17 protein-coding genes and 1 pseudogene are annotated in these 16,555 nt (G+C 73.0%); 6 read left to right on the forward strand and 12 right to left on the reverse strand.

Features of this window, described 5'->3' with window-relative positions:
• Positions 1-16: 16 nt before the first annotated feature.
• The 5 genes from BJY16_RS06135 to BJY16_RS06155 all read right to left on the reverse strand — a co-directional run bounded on the left by BJY16_RS06135 (position 17) and on the right by BJY16_RS06155 (position 4,008).
• Positions 17-1,477 (reverse strand): tetratricopeptide repeat protein, encoded by a 1,461-nt coding sequence (locus tag BJY16_RS06135; protein WP_185038141.1) that lies wholly within the window; start codon positions 1,475-1,477, stop codon positions 17-19.
• 30 nt (positions 1,478-1,507) lie between these two features.
• Entirely contained in the window at positions 1,508-1,894 is a 387-nt protein-coding gene (locus tag BJY16_RS06140; protein WP_185038142.1) for a PPOX class F420-dependent oxidoreductase, read from the reverse strand.
• Between the two features lie 117 nt (positions 1,895-2,011).
• Complete coding sequence (ispF, locus tag BJY16_RS06145; RefSeq protein WP_185038143.1) at positions 2,012-2,506, reverse strand: 2-C-methyl-D-erythritol 2,4-cyclodiphosphate synthase; 495 nt, start codon at positions 2,504-2,506, stop codon at positions 2,012-2,014.
• 267 nt (positions 2,507-2,773) lie between these two features.
• Entirely contained in the window at positions 2,774-3,478 is a 705-nt protein-coding gene (ispD, locus tag BJY16_RS06150; protein WP_185046292.1) for a 2-C-methyl-D-erythritol 4-phosphate cytidylyltransferase, read from the reverse strand.
• A gap of 44 nt (positions 3,479-3,522) precedes the next feature.
• The gene (locus BJY16_RS06155; RefSeq protein WP_014447856.1) at positions 3,523-4,008 is read right to left on the reverse strand and encodes a CarD family transcriptional regulator; all 486 of its coding nucleotides are present in this window, start codon (positions 4,006-4,008) and stop codon (positions 3,523-3,525) included.
• A 334-nt stretch (positions 4,009-4,342) separates the two neighbouring features.
• On the opposite strand from BJY16_RS06155, the gene BJY16_RS06160 reads away from it, so the two are divergent.
• The gene (locus BJY16_RS06160) at positions 4,343-5,143 is read left to right on the forward strand and encodes a hypothetical protein (protein WP_185038144.1); all 801 of its coding nucleotides are present in this window, start codon (positions 4,343-4,345) and stop codon (positions 5,141-5,143) included.
• Positions 5,144-5,254: 111 nt separating this feature from the next.
• Here BJY16_RS06160 and BJY16_RS06165 read toward each other — a convergent pair whose 3' ends face one another.
• From BJY16_RS06165 to BJY16_RS06175, 3 genes and pseudogenes are all read right to left on the reverse strand, one after another.
• Positions 5,255-5,692 carry a DUF6023 family protein gene (locus tag BJY16_RS06165; protein WP_185038145.1) on the reverse strand — a complete coding sequence of 146 codons (438 nt, stop codon included), beginning with the start codon at positions 5,690-5,692 and terminating at the stop codon, positions 5,255-5,257.
• 501 nt (positions 5,693-6,193) lie between these two features.
• Positions 6,194-7,264: a type III polyketide synthase gene (locus BJY16_RS06170; protein WP_185046293.1), complete on the reverse strand. Its 1,071-nt coding sequence runs from the start codon at positions 7,262-7,264 to the stop codon at positions 6,194-6,196.
• Positions 7,265-7,551: 287 nt separating this feature from the next.
• A pseudogene (locus BJY16_RS06175) lies at positions 7,552-8,259 on the reverse strand (methyltransferase domain-containing protein); the annotation flags it as partial.
• A gap of 130 nt (positions 8,260-8,389) precedes the next feature.
• Between BJY16_RS06175 and BJY16_RS06180 the strand changes: the two are divergent.
• The 5 genes from BJY16_RS06180 (at position 8,390) to BJY16_RS06200 (ending at position 14,137) form a co-directional block, all read left to right on the forward strand.
• Positions 8,390-9,217 (forward strand): UbiA family prenyltransferase, encoded by an 828-nt coding sequence (locus BJY16_RS06180; protein ID WP_185038146.1) that lies wholly within the window; start codon positions 8,390-8,392, stop codon positions 9,215-9,217.
• A gap of 105 nt (positions 9,218-9,322) precedes the next feature.
• A complete protein-coding gene (locus BJY16_RS06185) occupies positions 9,323-10,009 on the forward strand; it encodes a hypothetical protein (protein ID WP_185038147.1) in 687 nt (228 codons plus the stop codon).
• Positions 10,010-10,040: 31 nt separating this feature from the next.
• Complete coding sequence (radA, locus tag BJY16_RS06190; protein ID WP_185038148.1) at positions 10,041-11,459, forward strand: DNA repair protein RadA; 1,419 nt, start codon at positions 10,041-10,043, stop codon at positions 11,457-11,459.
• Positions 11,460-11,632: 173 nt separating this feature from the next.
• Complete coding sequence (gene disA / locus BJY16_RS06195; protein ID WP_221502353.1) at positions 11,633-12,724, forward strand: DNA integrity scanning diadenylate cyclase DisA; 1,092 nt, start codon at positions 11,633-11,635, stop codon at positions 12,722-12,724.
• Positions 12,725-13,108: 384 nt separating this feature from the next.
• Positions 13,109-14,137: a hypothetical protein gene (locus BJY16_RS06200; protein ID WP_185038150.1), complete on the forward strand. Its 1,029-nt coding sequence runs from the start codon at positions 13,109-13,111 to the stop codon at positions 14,135-14,137.
• Positions 14,138-14,183: 46 nt separating this feature from the next.
• On the opposite strand, the gene BJY16_RS06205 is transcribed toward BJY16_RS06200, so the two are convergent.
• The 4 genes from BJY16_RS06205 to BJY16_RS06220 all read right to left on the reverse strand — a co-directional run bounded on the left by BJY16_RS06205 (position 14,184) and on the right by BJY16_RS06220 (position 16,535).
• On the reverse strand, positions 14,184-14,693 hold the full coding sequence (locus BJY16_RS06205; RefSeq protein ID WP_185038151.1) for a 2'-5' RNA ligase family protein: 510 nt from the start codon (positions 14,691-14,693) through the stop codon (positions 14,184-14,186).
• 7 nt (positions 14,694-14,700) lie between these two features.
• Positions 14,701-15,462, reverse strand: coding sequence for an adhesin (locus BJY16_RS06210; protein ID WP_185038152.1), 762 nt, complete (start codon positions 15,460-15,462; stop codon positions 14,701-14,703).
• Between the two features lie 81 nt (positions 15,463-15,543).
• On the reverse strand, positions 15,544-16,041 hold the full coding sequence (locus BJY16_RS06215; protein ID WP_185038153.1) for a peptide deformylase: 498 nt from the start codon (positions 16,039-16,041) through the stop codon (positions 15,544-15,546).
• On the reverse strand, positions 16,038-16,535 hold the full coding sequence (locus BJY16_RS06220) for a glycine cleavage system transcriptional repressor (RefSeq protein WP_185038154.1): 498 nt from the start codon (positions 16,533-16,535) through the stop codon (positions 16,038-16,040). Before BJY16_RS06220 ends, BJY16_RS06215 begins: the two co-directional genes overlap by 4 nt.
• Positions 16,536-16,555 lie beyond the last annotated feature (20 nt).

Below are 16,555 nucleotides of genomic sequence, written 5' to 3' on the forward strand. Positions count from 1 at the left end.
GGCCGCTGGTCGCCGCTCAGCGGCGGCTGGTCAGGACCACCAGTTCGCCGATCGCGGCGAGGACCATGCCGGCGAGCAGGGTCGGCAGGCCGCCGACCACGGCATAGGCGACCAGGAACAGCGGGGCGGCGAAGGTCAGGTAGAGCGCCACGGCCAGCTTGCGGTCACCGGAGCGGAGCCGGGCCAGCACCAGGCCGACCGGCTCGGTGAGGCGGCTGCGGAACCAGAGGATCACAGCGAGGAAGACCAGGAAGCCGATCAGACCGGCCCAGACCCGCGAGATGCCGTCGCTGATCAAGGTCATCGCGGCGGTGAGGACGGCGGCGACCAGGGTGCCGTTGGCTCCGTACTGGATCGTCTCGCGGACCGCCTCGGCCGAGTCGGCGGAGACGTCCAGCACCGGCTTCCGCGGGCGGCTCACGGCCGGCGGCTCGGACCAGGCCGGACGGGACGGCTGGGCCGGCTGCGGGGTCGCCGACGGCTCGGTGACCGGGCCCGGCTCCGGCGGCACCCCGGCGCCCAGCGAGGCCTCCTCGGCCAGCGCCTCCAAGGCCCGGGCCCAGCGCCGCCGCTCCAGCCGGACGATGCCCACGTCCTGGCCGGCGTCGGCGATCGCCGGGTCGAGCTCCAGCGCCTCCGCGTACCCCCGCTGGGCCAGATCGAACAGCCGCAGCCGGGCGGCGACCACGGCCAGCACCAGGTGCGCCTCGGCCTCGCCGGGCGCCACCCGGACGCCGTTCCACGCGGCGTTCAGGGCCTCCTGGCCGTTGCGCGACTCGCCGAGCAGGGCGGCGCCGGTGCGCTGCGCGTAGGCGTCCGCCGGCCAGGTCCGCAGGATCTCGCCGGCCAGCTGCGCGGCCTCCCCGTAGCGCCGGGTGTCGGTCAGGGCCATCGCCCGCACCACCAGCGGTGGCAGCTCCCCGGGGGCGGCGGCGACCGCCCGGTCGGCGGCGGCCAGCGCCTCGACCGGCTGCTCCGCCGCCAGGTGGATCCGGGCCAGCGTGACCAGCAGCGCGGTCTCGTCCGCCGCGCCTGCGGCGCCGGCCTCTTGACCCGTGGGCGCGCCGGCTCTCGTCCCTCGGCCCGCCGCGTCGTCCGCTTCCGCCTCCTGGGCGGCAGTCCGGTCGGCGCCGGGTTCACCAGCCGCCGTTTGCTCCGCTTCGGTCTCCCGAGCCGTGGTGTCGTCCGACCCGGTCCCGCCGATCCCGGTCTCGCGGACCGCGGTCCCGTCCGGCCCGGTCCCCCAGGCCGAATCAGCCCAGGGCCCGGTAGCGGGCGCCGGGCCCGGATCGGGCGCGATACCGGCGGTGGGGTCGGGTGCGGTGCTGGACGACGCGTCCGGCTGCGGCGTGGCGCCGAGGCCGGCGACCGCGCTCAGTCCGGCCGCGATCTCGTCGGCGGCCTCGTCGTAGCGTCCGAGGTCGGCGAACAACAACGCGCGCTGGCGGTGGTCCTCCGGCGTGGTGTCAGGCTCCATGGGGGCGGGCACTGTCCGAGCCTAGGCGGTCTACCTGTAGATCACATGGGTCGGGGTGAGCCGGCACACCACCCGGACGGTGTCCGGGCCGTCGCTGGTCCACGGCTCGTTCGCGTACTTGTAGCTGAGCTCGCTGATCAGATTGGCCGCGTCGTCGACCAGCGCGACAGTCCCCTCGATCGTGCAGTAGGAGTAGGGCTGCGCCGGGTCGTAGGCACAGATCGACGCCCGCGGGTCCCGCTCCAGGTTCCGGGTCTTGCGCCGCCCGCGGATGGTGGAGAAGAGGACGTCGTCCCCGTCGCGCTTCACCCAGATGACGGTCGACTGCGGAAGGCCGTCCGGATTGATCGTGCTGAGTACCGCGTAGGTGGGGTTGTCGATCAGTCTCCGGGCCACATCGGGCAGAGCGACAGTCATGATCGTCATCATGCCGGACAATCTCGCCGCAGCTCACGTGACGGTTACCACCGCGTAGCCCAGCCGTGCGCGGAAGGCGGCCCGGCCGGCCGCCAGGCAACCCGGATCCCGCTCCGGCTACACCGGCCCGGCGGCGGCCATCTCGCTGTAGACCATCGCCACCGCGACGCCGGCCAGCCCCTCCCCGCGACCGGTGAGCCCCAGCCCGTCGGTGGTGGTGCCGGCGACCGTGACCGGCGCGCCGACCGCCGCGGAGAGCACCTTCTCGGCCTCCGCCCGCCGCTTGCCGATCTTCGGCCGGTTGCCGATCACCTGGATCGAGACGTTGCCGATCGCGAACCCGGCGGCCCGCACCAGCCGGGCCGACTCGGCGAGCAACGTCACGCCGGCCGCCCCGGCCCACTCCGGCCGGCTCGTACCGAAATTGCCGCCCAGATCGCCGAGCCCGGCGGCCGAAAGGAGGGCGTCGCAGGCGGCGTGCGCGGCCACGTCGGCGTCCGAATGGCCGGCCAGCCCCGGCTCCCCGGGCCACTGGAGCCCGGCCACCCAGCAGGCCCGGTCAGCGTCGAAGGCATGCACGTCGGTGCCGATCCCCACCCGCGGAATGATCACCCCGACACCCTAGCGGCCGGCCAACCACAGCCGCACAGATCTCCGTCGCCCCAACCAGCCGCTCCGGCCAAACGGAACGAACGCAACGTCCGGATCACGCACCGCTTCACTACCGAGAGACGACTCGGCAACGGCGTCGCCCACCCGCACGCCGCCGACTTCCATGCCGTCGGCCGGGTCATGCGCAGCAGGCCAGCACCTTGCGCAAGTTGCCACTCCACCGTGCGCGGGCTCACGAACAGCGCCGCGCGGGCGGCGGCGTGCCGGTCAGGCGTCCGGGTCGGGAAGGGCCAGCAGATGGGTGGCCAGAGCCAGGTCGATCGGGCGGGTGATCTTCAGCGCCAGATCGGACCCGGGCACGCAGAGCACCGGCCGGCCCAGCTTCTCGACCGCGCCGGCATCGTCGGTGTGCAGGTCAGCGGCGGCCCGATGGGCGGCTCGCAGCACCGAGGCGCGGAAACCCTGCGGCGTCTGGACGGCCCGGAGCACCGAACGGTCCACCGTCCCGAGCACGGTGTCGTCGGCCGCCACCTCTTTGATCGTGTCGACCACCGGGAGCACCGGGATCACCGCGTCGGCGCCGGACCGGACCGCCGCGGCCACCCGCTCCACCACCGACGGCGGGGTGAGGCAGCGAGCCGCGTCGTGCACCAGCACGATCGCGACCTCGTCGGGAACGACGGCCAGAGCGGCGGCCACCGACTCCTGACGCTCGGCGCCGCCGGGCACCACGGTGACCGGTGCCACCGGTGCGAGCAGCGCGTGCACCGCGTCGACGTCAGCCGGCGGCGCGGCCACCACGATCATCCGGACCGAGGGGGCGGCGGCGAGCCGGCGCACCGCGTGCACGAGCAGCGGCTCACCGTCGAGCAGGCGCAAAGCCTTGGGCGCGCCCGGACCGAGCCGGACACCGGCGCCCGCGGCAGGAACGACGACCGCGACGTCACCGCGAGCATTCAGCTGCGCGGTCACGTCGCGGTCGGCGTACATGGTGCTATGAGGGATGCGTCGGTGTATCAGGCCTCGGTGAGGACCTTGTCGAGCAGAACCTCAGCCTCGTCCTTGGTGCTCTTCTCAGCGAGGGCCACCTCGCCGACCAGGATGTCGCGGGCCTTCGCGAGCATGCGCTTCTCGCCTGCCGAGAGACCGCGCTCCCGCTCGCGACGCCAGAGGTCACGAACGACCTCGGCCACCTTCAGCGGGTTGCCGGAAGCGAGCTTCTCCAGGTTGGCCTTGTAGCGCCGCGACCAGTTGGTCGGCTCCTCGGTGTGCGGAGCGCGGAGGACGTCGAAGACCTTGCCCAGGCCTTCCTCGCCAACCACTTCGCGCACGCCGACTTCCTCGGCGTTCTCAGCGGGCACCCGAACCGTCAGATCGCCCTGGGCGACACGCAGAACGAGATACTGCCTTTCAACGCCCTTGATGACCCTAGTCTCGATTGCCTCGATGAGTGCGGCCCCGTGGTGGGGGTAAACAACGGTCTCGCCGACACTGAAAACCATAGGTTCGAAACCCCTTTCGCTGTGTCTAGGGTAACACGCCCAGGCGACGGTGTCTCGCCCTGACGGTCACTGTTAGTGCAGCTCAGAGGCCCTGTGACGGGGCTTTCTACCGCTTGACAGCGAAGCAGGAAGCTGCCTAAGTAACTCAAAGTGACTGAGAGGTCACCGGCACTGCCAACGAGTCGGAAATTCCGGACCTGATGGCTTTGCCAGATCAAGCGTATCGCTGAGGTCCATGCCACGACAGCACTGGCGATGCGGCGTAGCGTGCGAGACGCTGGACGGAAGTTCCCCGACCGAAGCAAGATCTGGTCGGCCAGGGGGGAGGTGAGTCATGGCAGGCGCGAGCGACAACGGCGGCTGGCCGCCCGACGGCGGTTCCTCCGACGACCTGCCCGACCTCCCCGAGGAGTGGGGCGTCATCGTCATCCCGGACGACCTCTCGGAGCTGTCCGACGAGGTCGAAGCGGTGCGCGCCGAGCTGCACCTGGCTCCGCCGCCGAACCGGTGGCAGCGTTTCGCCCGCCGCCCCGCGGTCCGCCGGCTGCGCCGCGCCGGCAGTCTGCTGCTGCGCGCCCCGGTCCTGATCGTCTCGATGGCCATCCTGGTCACCGTCGCCAGCCTGTTCGCCTCGGCCTGGCCCGGCACCCCGCGGCAGCCGGCCACCCAGCGCACCTCGGAGACCACTCCGGCGCCCGGCAAGACGATGCCCGCGCTCGACCTGATCGGCGCCGACGGCCAGACGGTGCCCCTGCTCGGCAAGAAACCGATGGTGGTCATCATCACGGACGGTTGCGTCTGCGACCGCCTGATCGCCGACACGGTCGCCGCGGTGCCGCTGCGCGTGTCGGTCCTGGCCGTCTCGGTCACCGCCCCGACGGCGGCCGCCTCCCCGGGCACCCTGGCCACCGCCCAGACCCCGCGAGCCGACGGCAAGACTCTGCTCTACCTCCAGGACCCGACCGGCCACCTGCGCCAGCTCGCCGGCCTGCCCCCGGCCCGCCCGGACAAGCGCACCCCCTCCGACGGCACCGCCGCCACCTTCGTCGTCGACGACACCGGCCGGATCCTGCACACCTACCAGCACGTCGTCTCGGTCGAGGGCCTCAAGCCCGACTTCGCCCGCCTCAACTGACCGCCCGCCCGGACTCCATCCCTCCAGGTGCGCTCCTGATCGACCACAACCCCGGCCGGCGCCCCTGACGGCATCGCCTGCCCGGCTGACCAGCCTGGCTGGGCGACGTGCCTAACCCTGGGAGCTGCGCTCCAGCGTGTACCGGAAGATCACCGGGCCGATCCGGTCGACCGCTATCCGCAGGCGCAGCTGGGTGCCGACGCCGACGCTGAACACCTCCGGCGTGCGCGCCCCGGAACACCGCAACCCGCGCCCGGAGTCCTCGTCACCCTCGCCGAGGCTGACCCGCACCAGGCTGCCGTCCGGTCCGGCACACACCACCGAGACCAGGAAGGCGCCGCCGTCCAGATCGTTGATCTTCGCGGTCTCCGAGTTCCCGGCCAGCACCATCGTGTCGGCGGCCTCCTGGTCCCCGGTGTCCGGCAGGAGTTGCTCGGCGGTGAGCCGCCAGGAGAGCAGCCGCGGATCCGACTCCGACCGCGGCCGCGCCGACCACCACCAGGTCCCACCGGCCACCAGCAGCAACACCGCCACGACGAGCAGGACCACCCCGCGCCCCCGAGCATGGGCCGCCCCAGGCCCCTGAGCGTCGGTGAGTAAGCGCCCCTTCTGATCACCCTCAGGGGCACCATCCATTTCGCCAGTCACGACCCGATTGTCCTGTTCCCCGCTCATCGCGTGATTGCCCCGTTCCCCGTTAGAGGTAAAGAACGTGCCGCCTCACCGCAAAACCCACGGCCGCGCCCGCCCACCTCGCTCTCGAACGACCACTCGCCCCGCCCGCCACTCACCCGGCCTTCCGCGGCGACTCGTCGCAACCACCGCTCACCACGCCCGCCGTCCGCCTCTGCACCGACGGCCACTCGCCCCGGCTGCCACTCACGGTGCACTGCCCGCGCACGCCCGGCCACCGTCCCGCGAGGTGCGGATCCTCGGTCCGCCGGTCACCGCGTGACTCCTCCGGCCCGCCGACCTCGCTCGACCACCACGCCGACTGGGCGCCGCGGATGGCTCGGCCGGCCGGTCAGGGCGGGTCGTCTCGTTCCGCGGTCACCGGGTGGCCGGGGCGAACTCGAGCAGCGCGCCGTAGAGGGTGAGCCCGGGACCGAAGGCGAGCATCACCACCCAGCGTGGCGGGCGGGCCGCTCGGCGCAAGGCCTCCAGGACCAGGAGGACGGTGGGTGAGGAGCAGTTCCCGTACGCCGAGAGCACGCCCCGCGACGCCGCCAGCGCCGACTCCTGCAGGCCGAGCCGCTCCCGGACCACGTCGAGGATCCGCGGCCCGCCGGGGTGCACCGCCCACCCGTCCACCTCGCCGATGGTCAGCCCGTGCCGGGCGAGCAGGTCGCTGACCAGCGTGCGGACGTGCACCGAGAGCACCGCCGGCACCTCCGGCGACAGCCCCATCCGGAACCCGAGGTCGGTGACCTCCCAGGTCATGTGCCCGGTCGTGGTGGTGTCGGTGACCGCGACGACCTCGCGCACCTGATATCCGGGGAGCGACCGGGCAGCCGAGGTGAGCACCGCGGCGGCCGCCGCGTCGGAGAAGAGCGCGTGCGAGACGATCTGCTGGACGTCCGCCGCGCCGGTCCCGGCCGGCTGCACGTGCAGGCTGGTCAGCTCGGTGCAGAGCAGCAGCGCCGGCCGGCCGCGGGCGACCACGAAATCATTCGTGGCGCCCAGCCCGGGCAGCGCGGCGTAACAGCCCATGTGCCCGACGAAGAGGCGCTGCACCGTCGGTGACATGTCCAGGTCGCGGGCGAGCAGGATGTCCAGCCCGGGCGTGGCGTAACCGGTGCACGAGCAGACCGCGAAAAGTCCCAACTCGGACGCGGACAGCCCGGCGTCGGCCAGCGCCCGGCTCACTGCGGCCTTGCCCAGCGGCACCGCCTCGTCCTGGTAGCGGCGCATCCGGCGCTCGGTGGACCACTCGGAGACGTCCTCCAGCAGCGGACTCACCGCGGCCTGCCGGGTGACCACCCCGGAATTCGCGAAGATCCGCCGCGCCAGCCGGTGCCGCCCGCCCGCGTAGTGCTGGGCGAAGAATCCCTCCCACAGATCGTCCTGCACCGTGCTGGGTGGCAACGCCACGCCCAGCCCGCTGATCACCGCCCCGGCCACGCCCGTCACTTGCCGCCACACCCTCCGGTCGCCGCCGCCCGCACCCGGCCCGCGCCGGCATCCCCCACGTCGGGTCCTCGGTCGCCACGGTGTCCGGGATGGCCGAAGCCACGGTCAGCCGGCCGATGACCGACGGGTGGACCCGTGGGCGGGGTAGGGCCGGAGGCGAAGCCGGGTGGCTGGTGACCGGCCGGATCGGTGCCACGATCAGCGCCGGATGGCCGGTGATCGGCCGGATCGGCGCCCCGGCCGGGGCGGTGGATGTCGCGGTGGGAGGCGGGGGCGGCCTTGCGGCCGACGCCCTGGTAGAGGACCGCGGTGGAGAAGGTGGGCAGCATGCGCCCGAGCGGCCGCCCCGCGTCGACCCGGGCGGCGGCCAGCCACCGGACCAGGCCGGGCATGCTCGGGCGGACGCCGCGGACCGCCAGCCGGACGCCCCACCGGGCGAACTCGGCGCGCAGCCGGGCCGGCGCCACGAAGAGGGCCGGGTCGTGCAGGCCGATCGGGGCCACCCCGGCACGCTCGGCCAGGGTGACCGTGATGAAGCGGCTGAGCCCGGTGGCGTTGACCGTGTCGAGCACCACGGTGCCGCCCGGCCGCAGCACCCGGCACAGCTCGGCGACCGTGGCGGGCAGGTCGGGAACGTGCTCCAGGATCTCGCCGGCCACCACCACGTCGGCGGACCCGTCGGCGAGCGGCAGCGCGGCCACGTCGCCGCCGACCGGCGTCACGCCTTGCCCCGCGGCCAGCGCCAGGCCGGCTCGGCGCAGGTCCACGCCGATGTGCCGATAGCCCAGGTCACGGACGTGCGGGGCGAGCAGGCCGCCGCCGCACCCGGCGTCCAGCAGGACCCGGCCCGGGCCGGCCGGCCGCGGGATCAGCTCGGCCCGGGCGGCGGCGAGCCAGTGCAGCAGCTCGAACCGGCCACCCGGCCGCCACCACTCGCCGGCCAGGTCGTCGTACTGGCACGGATCGTTACGCCGGATCGACAGCATGTGATCGAGACTGGCACGAACCCCGCCGGGGCACCACCGGAGAGCCGCCACCTGTGGACAACAACAACCAGCGCCCCGAAGGAGCACCCACGGCTGGCCCGGAATGACCATCGGACGCAGACTGCTCAGCATGTCCCGTGCGCTCGCCCTGCTCCGCTCCGCCCATCCGGAACCGGGCGCCGCCGTCACCCTGGTGATGACCCTGCTCGCGGCGGGCGCCGGGCACCGCGGCCGCCGGCTTCTCTGGGTGGCCCTCGCGGTGGCCGCCACCCAGCTCGCGGTCGGCTGGGTGAACGACTGGCTGGACGCCGACCGGGACCGGCGCACCGGCCGGACCGACAAGCCGATCACCACGGGCGCGGTCTCCCGCCGTACCGTAGGAATCTCCGGGTTGATCGCGGCCCTGGCCGCGCCGGTGGTGGCGCTGCCGCTCGGCGCGGCCGCCTCGGTGACCATCGGCGTGGCCGCGCTCGTCGGCCTGCTCTACGACTGGCCGTTGAAGTCGACGCCGTTCTCGGTGCTGCCCTATCTGGTGGCCTTCGGGCTGCTGCCGGCCTTCGTGGTGGTGGCGCTGCCCGGGCATCCGGCGCCGCCGGCCTGGCTGATGGTGGCGGCCGGGCTGCTCGGCGCCGGGGCCCATTTCGCCAACGTGTTGCCGGATCTCGCCGACGACGCGGCGACCGGGGTGCGCGGGCTGCCGCACCGGATCGGCGCGGGCGGTTCCCGGCTGGCCGCGGCGGTGCTGCTGCTGGGCGCCACCGCGGTGCTGGTCCTCGGGCCGCCCGGGGCACCGTCGTGGACCGGCTGGCTGGCCGGCGCGGCGGCCGTGGTGGTGCTGCCGATCGGCTGGTACGCGGCCGGCCGCGCCCGGGGACGCCCGGTGGCGCTGTTCCGCGCGGTGATGGTGGTGGCCCTGATCGACGTCCTGCTGTTGATCTCCAGCGGGCCGGTGGTGTGATCCGTTCCGGTGAGCGGGCGGCCGGATGGATGGGTCGGCGCACGCGGCGGATTACCGCCCACTAGGCTGATCACACACCTTGGTGTCGCTATTTGGAGGATCGTGATGCGCTCGCTGGTAACCCGTCGCGCCGCCCTGGTCGCGGGTGTCGCCACCGTCGGTGTCATCGCGCTGGCCGGTTGCTCGGCCGGCCAGGTTGCCGAGACCGCCCTGCTGGACACCCCGATCGCCGGGGTGAACGCGCAGGCCGTCGACGGCAGCGTGTTCGTGCGCAACGCCCAGGTGCAGTACAACGGCACCGAGGGCTACGCCAAGGGCGAGAACGCGCCGCTCGAGCTGAGCCTGTACAACCAGACCGAGGCCGAGGTCACCGTCTCGATCACCAGCGAGCCGGCGGTCAACCAGCCGAATGTGGTCTCGGCCCAGCAGGTGGGCTTCGTCACCAAGCCGGCGCCGAGCGCCACCGCGGCCGTTCCGGAGACCTCGGGCAAGCCGTCCAGCTCCGCGAACCCGTCGGCCCCGGCCACCCCGGCCGCCGAGCCGTCCCCGGTGGTCACCGCGGCGCAGATCAAGATCAGCCCGCTCGGCGAGGCGCTCTTCCGCCCCACCGACGCCAACAAGCTGCAGGTCATCGGCCTGAGCGACCGGCTCCGGCCGGGCCAGACGGTCAACCTGGTGTTCCACTTCAGCAACGGCGCGGCCGACCTGCCGCTGCAGGTGCCGGTCGCGATCCCGCTGACCCCGGCCTCCCGGGCGCCCGGTCTGGACGCGGAGCACAGCGAGGGCGAGTGACGTTGTCATACCCGGCGGCTAACTTGGCCGGGTGACATCCTCGCGAACCAGTGCCAAGGCCGCCCGGCCCGCCTACGTCTGCGACGCCTGCGGCCACCAGCCGCCGAAATGGCTGGGTCGCTGCCCGGAGTGCGGTGAGTGGGGCTCGGTCATCGAGTCCACCGTGTCCGTCGGCGTCTCCGGCCGGGTGGTCAGCTCCCGCATGCCGAGCGAGCCGGCCCGGCCGATCTCGCAGATCAGCGCCGCGCCCGCGCGGGCCGTGCCGTCCGGGGTCAGCGAGCTGGACCGGGTGCTCGGCGGCGGCCTGGTGCCCGGCGCGGTGGTGCTGCTGGCCGGCGAGCCCGGGGTGGGCAAGTCGACGCTGCTGCTCGATGTGGCCCAGCAGTGGGCGACCGGCGCCGGCACCCCGTCGCTGGTGGTCAGCGGCGAGGAGTCGGTGAGCCAGGTCCGGCTGCGGGCGGAGCGGCTCGGCGCGCTGCACGAGCGCCTCTTCCTGGCCGCGGAGAACGATCTGGGCACGGTGATCGGGCACCTCGACGCGGTCAAGCCGGGCCTGCTGGTGCTCGACTCGGTGCAGACCGTCTCGGCGCCCGGCACCGAGGGCGTGCCCGGCGGCGTGACCCAGGTCCGCGCGGTCACCGCGGCGCTGGTCTCGATCGCCAAGGAGCGCGGCATCGCCACCGTCCTGGTCGGTCACGTCACCAAGGACGGTCAGGTGGCCGGCCCCCGGGTGCTGGAGCACCTGGTCGACGTGGTGCTGCACTTCGAGGGCGACAAGCACTCGGCGCTGCGCCTGGTCCGCGGGGTGAAGAATCGGTTCGGCGCGGCCGACGAGGTGGGCTGCTTCGAGATGCACGAGGGCGGGATCAGCAGCCTGCCCGACCCGTCCGGGCTCTTCCTCACCCGCTATCAGGAGCCGGTCCCGGGCACCTGCGTGACGGTCGCGATGGAGGGCCGGCGGGCGCTGGTCACCGAGGTGCAGGCGCTGATCGGGGCGGAGGTGCAGGGTTCGCCCCGGCGCACCGTGTCCGGCCTCGACAGTGCCCGGCTGGCCATGGTGCTGGCCGTGCTGGAGCGCCGCACCAAGCAGATCAAGCTCTACAACCGTGAGGTGTTCGCGGCCACCGTGGGCGGCATCCGGCTCACCGAGCCCTCGGCCGACCTGGCGATGGCCCTGGCGGTCGCATCCGGCGGGCTGGACCTGGCGATGGCGCCGACCCTGGTGGCGATCGGCGAGGTCGGGCTGACCGGGGAGATCCGCCGGGTGAGCGCGATCGGCCGGCGGCTGGCCGAGGCGGCCCGGCTCGGCTTCCGGGTGGCCCTGGTGCCGCCGGGCAGCCTCAGCGGCGAGGCCGGCGCGCCCAAGGGCATGGAGGTGATCGAGGTCGGCGACCTGCGGTCCGCCTTGCAAAATGCGGCCCGTGCCTCGGCCGAGCACAGCGCGCGGTGACCCAGAGTGACGATTCATCACGCTACGGAGCATTCATCGAACCATGCCTCGTTGCCCGTGATGAAGGTTCGTAGACTGTACCGGTGCCGCTCGACCGCGATGGTTCCAAGTCCGCCGCCAGTTCAACGCCGCGCCCCGGCGTCAACGGCGCGGGCCACCGCGCGGTTGCCCCGCTGACCGGCATCGGCCTCACCGGGGGCGCCAGCGATCCGATCCGGGCCAACCTTGCCTTGATGGCGCCCGGCACCGCCCTGCGCGACGGCCTGGAGCGGATCCTGCGCGGCCGCACCGGTGCGCTGATCGTGCTGGGTTACGACTCGGTCGTCGAGACCATCTGCACCGGCGGCTTCCCGCTGGACGTGGAGTTCTCCGCCACCCGGCTGCGCGAGCTGTGCAAGATGGACGGCGCCGTGGTGCTCTCCAGCGACGGCACCCGCATCGTCCGGGCCGCGGTGCACCTGATGCCCGACCCGTCGATCCCGTCGGAGGAGTCCGGCACCCGGCACCGCACCGCGGAGCGGGTGGCGAAACAGTCCGGTTTTCCGGTGATCTCGGTGAGCCAGTCGATGCACATCATCGGGCTCTATGTGAACGGGCAGCGGCACGTCCTGGACGACTCGGCCGCCATCCTGTCCCGGGCCAACCAGGCACTGGCCACCCTGGAGCGTTACAAGCTGCGGCTGGACGAGGTGTCCGGCACGCTGTCCGCCCTGGAGATCGAGGACCTGGTCACCGTCCGGGACGCGGTCTCGGTGGTGCAGCGGCTGGAGATGGTCCGCCGGATCGCCGACGAGATCTCGGGTTACGTGGTGGAGCTGGGCACCGACGGCCGCCTGCTCGCCCTGCAGCTCGACGAGCTGATGGCCGGCGTCGACGCCGACCGCACCCTGGTGATCCGGGACTATCTGCCCACCGGGCGCAAGGCGCGCACCCTCGACGAGGCGCTGGTCGAGCTGGACCTGCTCACCGCCACCGAGATGATCGACCTGGTCGCGGTGGCCAAGGCGATCGGCTATCCGGGCGCCTCCGACGCGCTGGACGCGGCGGTGTCGCCGCGCGGGTTCCGGCTGCTGGCCAAGGTGCCGCGGCTGCCCGCGCAGATCGTGGACCGGCTGGTGGATCACTTCGGCAGCCTGCAGCGGCTGCTCGGGGCCACGGTCGAGGATCTGCAGGCGGTGGAGGGCGTCGGGGACGCGCGGGCGCGTGGCGTGCGGGAGGGGCTGTCCCGGCTCGCCGAGGCGTCGATCCTCGAGCGTTACGTCTGAGCGAGCGGCTCTCCGCGTACCGAAGATGAACCTCTTTCGAGGGGTTTCTGTTGCCGCGACCAGCATGACTGTCTGTCACAGCCGCCCGGAGCCCCGCGAATCCGCGATCAATTTTCCGGACAATAGCCCCTGAAGACCCCGCTTCGGGTACGGACCCGGCGCCATTTGCCGATGGTCGACATCACGTTCCGTGATGACCTCTTCCGTTCCGCCACGCCACGTCCTAACCTGGTCCCGCCGCGGACGAATCGCCGCGAGCACCCAGATATGGGGAGATAGTGATCCGGGCCGAGCTTGAATCGGTCACCGCGTGGCGGCCCGGGGAGTCAGTGGTGAGACCGCCCCCGACCCGATGAGTGGGGGGCATTCGCCTTGCGCCGTGTCATGCTCGTTCTCGGTGGCGCCGCCGTCGCCACCGCCGCGTTCGCCGGGATCTCGCCGGCCGCCAACGCCGGCGTCTCGCACCAGTCGTGCGTCAGCGCGGCGGACGCGACCTACCGGCACACCTTCGACGGCCCCGGCGGCACCGCCGTGATCACCGCGGTGAAGCCGCTCTGTGCCGGCGAGGCGCAGGACTTCTCGCTGGTGTCCTACACCGCGCCGAAGAAGACCTACGCGACGCCGCAGTTCGTCTACGACGCGGTGACCGGGCGGATCGACGCCGACCACGGCAGCGTCGCCCTGGAGGTCCGGGTGCCCGGCTGCTTCACCCAGGTCGACACGGTCTTCGGCGCCTCGGTGCTGAACGAGATCACCGGCCCGGAGACCCAGTACGGCGACGCCAAGCTCGGTTCGCCGTCCGGGATCGGCAGCCGGTCGAGCGGCGGCCGGGCCTGGTACAACGGCGGCGAGGGCGGCTGCTCGCCGAAGCCGGCGGTGACCTTCGGCAGCGACTGCACGGGCACGCTCACCATCCGGATGGCGAACGCGGCCACCGCCGGCGTGGATGCGGTCTTCGTGCTGGACGGCAAGCGGATCCGGGTCCGTCCCGGTCAGTCCGCCGAGAGCTCCGCCGCGGCCGGGACGACCGTGAAGGTGCGGGACAACACGTTCACCACCAGCACCGGCACGTGGACCAAGCCGTCCGGCTGTGCCACGCCGACGCCCACGGCCACGACCGCCGCACCGACCACGGCTCCCACCACGGCGCCGACCACCGCTCCTACGACGGCGCCGACCACCGAGCCCACCACCGAACCCACCACGGTCCCGGTCACCCAGGAGCCGTCGTCGGCGGCCCCGGTCGTCCCGGTGACCGCCACGCCCAGCCCGAGCACCAGCACCGAGCCCGCCCTCGCGCTGACCGGCTCCGACTCGATGAGCCTGATCTGGTACGCGATCGGCTTCGTCCTGGTCGGCGGCGGCCTGGTGGTCGTCGGACGGCAGGCGCGCAAGGGCCGGCACACCGCCTGACCAGTGTGAAACGCGGCGGGGCCGGGCATCGCCCGGCCCCGTCGTGCTACAGCGGATGCGCGATGTCGTTGGCGTGGTCCGCGATCGCCGCCCCGGTCACCGTCGCGGTCAGCGGCAGGATCTCCAGGCAGCGGCGGATCGCCGGGGCCATCATCGGGTTCGGCACCCGCAGCGACACCGTGCAGTGCGGCACCCACCGGCCCGGCTGGTACTGCTCCCAGATCGGCACGCCGCCCGCGGCCAGCCGCTCGTGCACCGCCCGATGGTGGTCCAGCAACGCCCCGGTCACGGTGACGCCGAGCCAGAGCACCCGGCCGACGAACTGCCCGGCGAAATCCATCCGCAGGGTGAGCCCGCGCCCGACGGCCAGCCCGTCGAGCGCCTCGGCCGCGGCCACCGGGTCGATCGTCCGGGCCGCCGCGAGCGACACGTGCGGCCGGTGCTTCTGGTGCAGCGAGCCCAGGGTCGGGATGCCCTCCGTCTCCAGGGCACGCCACAGCGTCCGGACCCGCCGGGTGGCGTCGACGTCCAGATAGAGCTCGAGGGCCGCGACCAACCGTGGATCAGGCGGTGATGGTCACGGTGACCGGCTTGCTGAGGATCTGGTCCAGGCGGCCGCGCAGCTGGTACTGCCCGGGCTCCAGGGCCGGCCCGGACGCGACCGAGCCGCTGCACGCGCTGGACTGCCGGCCGTTCCAGGTGATGTTCCACTGCCGCTCGGCGCCCGGCGCGAACGACTGCACGTCGCTGCCCTTGGCCGTGCTGCACTTGTCCGACGACCAGACCTTCTGCGCGCCCTGGTCGAGGTAGAGCTCCTGCGGGTCGGCGCCGACGTCCCGGGTGCAGGTCCGCGTACCGATGTTCTTGATCTTCAAGGTGATCGCCAGGGGCGCGCCGCGCTTGGCCGAGGTGGTCGCCGGCACCGGCGTCACCAGCATCTCGGTGTCCGCGCAGGAGCCGTCGGCCGGCACGTTGACGTTGGTGTTGCTGCCGGTCCCGTTCGAACTCGCGGTGGTGGGCAGCAGACCGCCGTCGTCACCGGGCAGCGCCTGCTGGGACTGCGCGGCGTCCGGGTCCGGATAGGCCGGGCCGCCGGGCGGCGCCGAGTCGAGCAGGCCGCTCGGGGTGGGCGACGCCGCAGCCGACGGGGAGGCCGGAGCCGGCGTCGGGAGCGAGGACGACGCGTTCTTGGTGTCCGGCTTGGTGTCGTCCCCATGGGAGCACGCCACGAACCACACGATGATGCCCAGCAGCAGGGCGCCGAGCACGACTGCGCGCCGCCGCCAGTAGACCGCGGGTGGGAGGGAACCAACCGTCGTACGCATGATGTGGCCACCGTAGACCCGGACCCGGCGCGTGGGGCGCGCGACGCGCCGGGCAACCGACACCAACTCACGTATCGTTCGTTAGAGATAGACCTTGCGCTGATAAATCGCGTGCGCACCGGCCACCCGATCGAGGAAGAGCTTTCCGGCGCAGTGATCGATCTCATGCTGCACCGCCCGTGCCTCGAAGGCGTCGGTGGTCAGCGTGACCGCCTCGCCGGTGCCCGGCCGCAGCCCCTCCACCACGATCCGGCCGGCCCGCTTCACGTCGCCGGTCAGGTCCGGCACCGACATGCAGCCCTCCCGGCCGGGCCGCCACCGGCTCGCCTCAATGATCTTGGCGTTGCAGAGCACGAACGCGCCGTGCGTGGTGACCGCCTTGGGGTGCCCGGTCACGTCCACGCAGAACACGCTCGCCGAGACGCCGATCTGCGGGGCGGCCAGGCCGACGCAGCCCGGCGACACCCGCATGATCGCCACCAGCTCGTCGGCCAGCGCGACGATCTCCGGATCGGTCGGGTCCACCTCGGCGGCGACCGTGCTGAGCACGCCGGCCGGCGCGGTCACCACCTGCCTCACAGCAGCTCCGAATCGGCGCGTCGCAACGTCACGTCGACGCCCAGCTCGGCGCCGGCCACCGCGAGCTGCTCGGTCAGCTCGTCGGCCCGGCCGGGTGGCAGGTCCACCTCGGCGACCAGCACGTAGAGCGGCCCGGTGAGCCGGGTGGTCAGGTCGGTGATGTTGCCGCCGGCCGCGGCCACCACCCGGGTGACCGCGGCGACGATCCCCAGCCGGTCCGCGCCGTGCACGCTGACCAGGAACGGCTCGCCGTTGGTCGCCTCGGTGGACGGACCGACCTCGCGCACCGAGGTGAGCAGGCCGATCCCGGCCAGCGCCCGCTCGGCCTCCGCGGCGGGCGGCCCGGTGCAGATCAGGGTCATCGCGAAGTGACCGCGCAGCCGGGTCATCGTCGAGTCGGTCAGGTTGGCGCCGACGGCGGCGAGCGCCTCGGCCACGTCGGCGACGATGCCGGTCCGGTCCGGCCCGATGACGGTGATGGCGAGCTCATGCACCCACTTACAGTAGGTCCTGC

Origin of the sequence: Actinoplanes octamycinicus (assembly GCF_014205225.1) — a bacterium.
Taxonomy (GTDB): domain Bacteria; phylum Actinomycetota; class Actinomycetes; order Mycobacteriales; family Micromonosporaceae; genus Actinoplanes; species Actinoplanes octamycinicus.